This window comes from Pseudonocardia sp. KRD291, assembly GCF_019263595.1.
Taxonomy (GTDB): domain Bacteria; phylum Actinomycetota; class Actinomycetes; order Mycobacteriales; family Pseudonocardiaceae; genus Pseudonocardia.
On record NZ_JADQDD010000443.1, the window covers coordinates 1 to 3,210 of the forward strand.

At 75.0% G+C, this 3,210-nt stretch carries 5 protein-coding genes; 2 read left to right on the forward strand and 3 right to left on the reverse strand.

The window, feature by feature from the left end; translation table 11 throughout:
• On the forward strand, window positions 1-414 hold a 414-nt coding region (locus I4I78_RS31430; protein WP_218615144.1), incomplete at its 5' end, for a DUF4129 domain-containing protein.
• A 132-nt stretch (window positions 415-546) separates the two neighbouring features.
• Here I4I78_RS31430 and I4I78_RS31435 read toward each other — a convergent pair.
• Both I4I78_RS31435 and I4I78_RS31440 read right to left on the reverse strand, forming a co-directional pair.
• A complete protein-coding gene (locus I4I78_RS31435) occupies window positions 547-936 on the reverse strand; it encodes a DUF3040 domain-containing protein (RefSeq protein WP_218615145.1) in 390 nt (129 codons plus the stop codon).
• 226 nt (window positions 937-1,162) lie between these two features.
• Window positions 1,163-1,921, reverse strand: coding sequence for a methyltransferase domain-containing protein (locus I4I78_RS31440; protein WP_308252472.1), 759 nt, complete (start codon window positions 1,919-1,921; stop codon window positions 1,163-1,165).
• A 73-nt stretch (window positions 1,922-1,994) separates the two neighbouring features.
• On the opposite strand from I4I78_RS31440, the gene I4I78_RS31445 reads away from it, so the two are divergent.
• A complete protein-coding gene (locus I4I78_RS31445) occupies window positions 1,995-2,858 on the forward strand; it encodes a ParA family protein (protein ID WP_218615146.1) in 864 nt (287 codons plus the stop codon).
• Between the two features lie 7 nt (window positions 2,859-2,865).
• Here I4I78_RS31445 and I4I78_RS31450 read toward each other — a convergent pair.
• The coding region (locus I4I78_RS31450) for an SAV_6107 family HEPN domain-containing protein (protein WP_218615147.1) at window positions 2,866-3,210 on the reverse strand (345 nt) is incomplete at its 5' end.

A 3,210-nucleotide genomic window follows, 5' to 3' on the forward strand; every position in this document is an offset into this window, starting at 1 on the left:
GCGCTGCCGCTGCTCCTGCGCCGCCGCCAGCAGCAGCGACGCACCGGGCTGGCCCGCGCCGGTGGCGAGGGCGCGGCCGCGGCGGCGTGGGCGGAGGTGCTGGCCGTGTCCCGCGACCACGGGGTCGCGGCCCGGCCCGGCGACACCGTCCGGGCCACCGCCGCACACATCGGTGACGCGCACGGCCTCGGCGGCTCCGCCCGGGCGAGCCTGGACGAGCTCACCGACCGCGTCGAGGCGGCCTGGTACGGCGGGATGCTCCCGGCGCCGGACGTCCTGAACGCGCTGGTGGACGAGGTGCGCGCCGGGATCACCGCGGCCGGCACCCCGCTCGCGGCACGCCTACTGCCCCCGTCGGTACTCCCCGCGCCCCGCCGGAGCCCGGACACCGAACCGGCCGACAGCGCCCCCTGATACGGGACGACTGAGACGGACACGCCTGGGACGACACGACGGAGGGGCCGGGACACCGTGTGGTGTCCCGGCCCCTCCGGGTCGGTTTCGGGGTCTCCTCGCCGGAACCGCCGGCTCAGGAACCGCTGCGCGTCACTCCTGCTCGAAGCGACGCCGGAAGCGCTCCTCCATGCGGCCGGTGAAGCCACCGCTGTCGGGTGCGGCGTCGGACGACGAGGACGACGCCGCGTCCTTCGTGTCCTTCTTCCCGCTCGCCCCGATCGAGGTGACGGCGAGCAGGCCGCCGCCGAACATCGCCAGGAAGCCCACGATGCTGAGCACCGGGAAGCCCCAGATCGGCCACACGATTCCCATGACGAGCAATACGAGACCGAGAACGAACAAGATCGCGCCCTGGATGCGGCGGCGGCGGGCGGGTTTGCTGCGCCCTCCACTCACCGAGGACGCGAACTTGGGGTCCTCGGCGTAGAGAGCCCGCTCGATCTGTTCGAGCAGTCGCTGCTCGTGCTCGGAGAGCGGCATGCCTTCACCTCCGGCACACGAATCGGTCTGTCGAGTCATCTTCCATGGTGCCGGAACGACACGACGAGCGCCCAGATGGACGTCTAGACACAGAGTACGAGTAGTTGCCCCGGTCGACTACCCGGACCGGGCAAGACCTTCCACTGATCGTCGAGTGGACGGCGTGGCGCGGCGTGTCGTTGCTCACGACGAACCGCCACGGGCCCCGATCCGGTGACCGGCGGGGTCAGTGCCGCCGGGCGAGCAGATGCAGCCGCGGGGCGACGGCGCCCAGGGCCGGGACGGCCGACGCGAGCTCGTCGAGCTCGTTGACCTCGCGGGTGGTCGGCTCGCCGTCCCCGGACGCGCCGGCCCACCAGCCGTCCAGCGTCCCGTCGCCCTGCAGGAGCTCGACCCGCAACGAGCCCACCGCACCGGCCAGCTCGCCGAGCGTGGTCGGGTCGAACCGGCGCCGGAGCTGGTCGCCGGGGCCGGTGCACCCGTCGGGGTCGACCAGCAGCCTGCGGGCCTCGGTCAGCCGCCCGGTCATCACACGGTTGAGGAACGCCCCGTGCCGCCCGACCGTGAGCACCGACACGGCGCCACCGGGTGCGGTCGCCTCGGCCAGCGCCGCCAGCACGGCCCGCGGGTCGTCGACGACCTCGAGCAGCCCGTGCCCGAGCACCAGGTCGGCACCTCCGGCCGGGACGAGGTCGGCCAGCACGTCCACGTCACCCTGGATCGGGGTCACCCGCTCGGTGGCGCCGGCCTCCCGGGCCCGCCGGGCCAGCGTCGCCAGCGCGTTCGGGCTGGTGTCGACGACCGCCACGGTGCATCCGGCCGCGGCCAGGGGCACCGCCCAGGTCCCGCTCCCGCCACCGACGTCGAGGACCCGCGGGGGCGCCCCGCCGGCCTCCGCCCGCACCCGGCCGACCTCGGCCTCCAACGCCCGGTGCACGGCCGCACCCCGCACCGCACCGGCCTGCTCCCGCGACGCCGAACTCACGCCCGGCACCCTAGTGCTCACCCGCGACGCCCGGGGTGAGGGCACACCCGGGACCGCACGGTAGGTTCAGCGTGTGCAGGTCGTCGCCACTCTCAGTCTCAAGGGCGGCGTCGGGAAGACCACCGTCGCGCTCGGTCTCGCCGGTGCGGCCCAGCGGCACGGCGTGTCGACCCTGGTGGTCGATCTCGACCCGCAGGCCAACGCCACCACCGCCCTGGATCCCGAACCCACCACGGCCACCGTCGCCGACGTGCTCGACGACCCGCGCCCGGCCGTGCTGCGGCGCGCGATCGCCCCGTCCGGCTGGGGTGAGGGTCTCGACGTGCTGGTCGGCGCGGAGCAGACCGAGCGGCACAACCACCCGGACCCCGGGATCAAGCAGCTGCACCGGCTGGACCGGGCACTGCAGCGGCTGGCCACCGGCCCGGTCGCGGACGGCGAGCCCGACGGCGGATACGACGGGGACGCCTCCGACATCCACGACGCCGACGGCGAGCAGTACCGCCTGGTGATCGTGGACTGCCCGCCGTCGCTGGGCCAGCTGACCCGCAGCGCACTCTCCGCGGCCGACCGGGCGATCCTGGTCGCCGACCCGACGATGTTCTCCGTGTCCGGCGTACAGCGCGCCTTCGACGCCGTGCAGACCGAGCGGGAGCGTTCGAACGCCCGGCTGCAGCCGCTCGGCGTGCTGGTGAACCGGGTCCGGCCACGCAACTCCGAGCACGACTTCCGGATCGGCGAGCTCCGCGAGCTGTTCGGGCCGCTGGTGTTCAACACCGTCGTGCCGGACCGCTCGGCCGTGCAGCAGGCCCAGGGCGCGTGCCTGCCGATCCAGTCCTGGGACACGCCCGGGGCCCGGGAGGTCTCGGCCGTGTTCACCACGCTGCTCGGCCGGGTGCTGCGCAGCGGGCGCACCCGGACCCCGTCCGGCTCCTGATCCCGGATCAGCGCGGCGGCAGCAGCTCACCCACCTGACGGACGAACTGCTCGGCCTGACGCAGCAGGTCGTCCGCGTCCCGCCGGGCCACCAGCCTGCTGATCCCGGCCTCGGCCGCGGCCCGGGTGCGCGAGCAGGACGCGAAGAACGCCGACCACTCCCCCAGTTCCGGCGCGACCTCGGCCAGCAGCTGCCAGACGTCGCGCGGTGCGCCCCGGCGCGGACGCGGACGGGCCCGCATCGCCAGCACCGCCGCTCCGGCCCGCAGCGCCGCGAGGTAGGCGGCCGGGTAGCGGCGCAACGGGTCCGGCTCGCGGTGCCCCTCGGCCAGGCAGTCGGCGGCCTGGCGCAA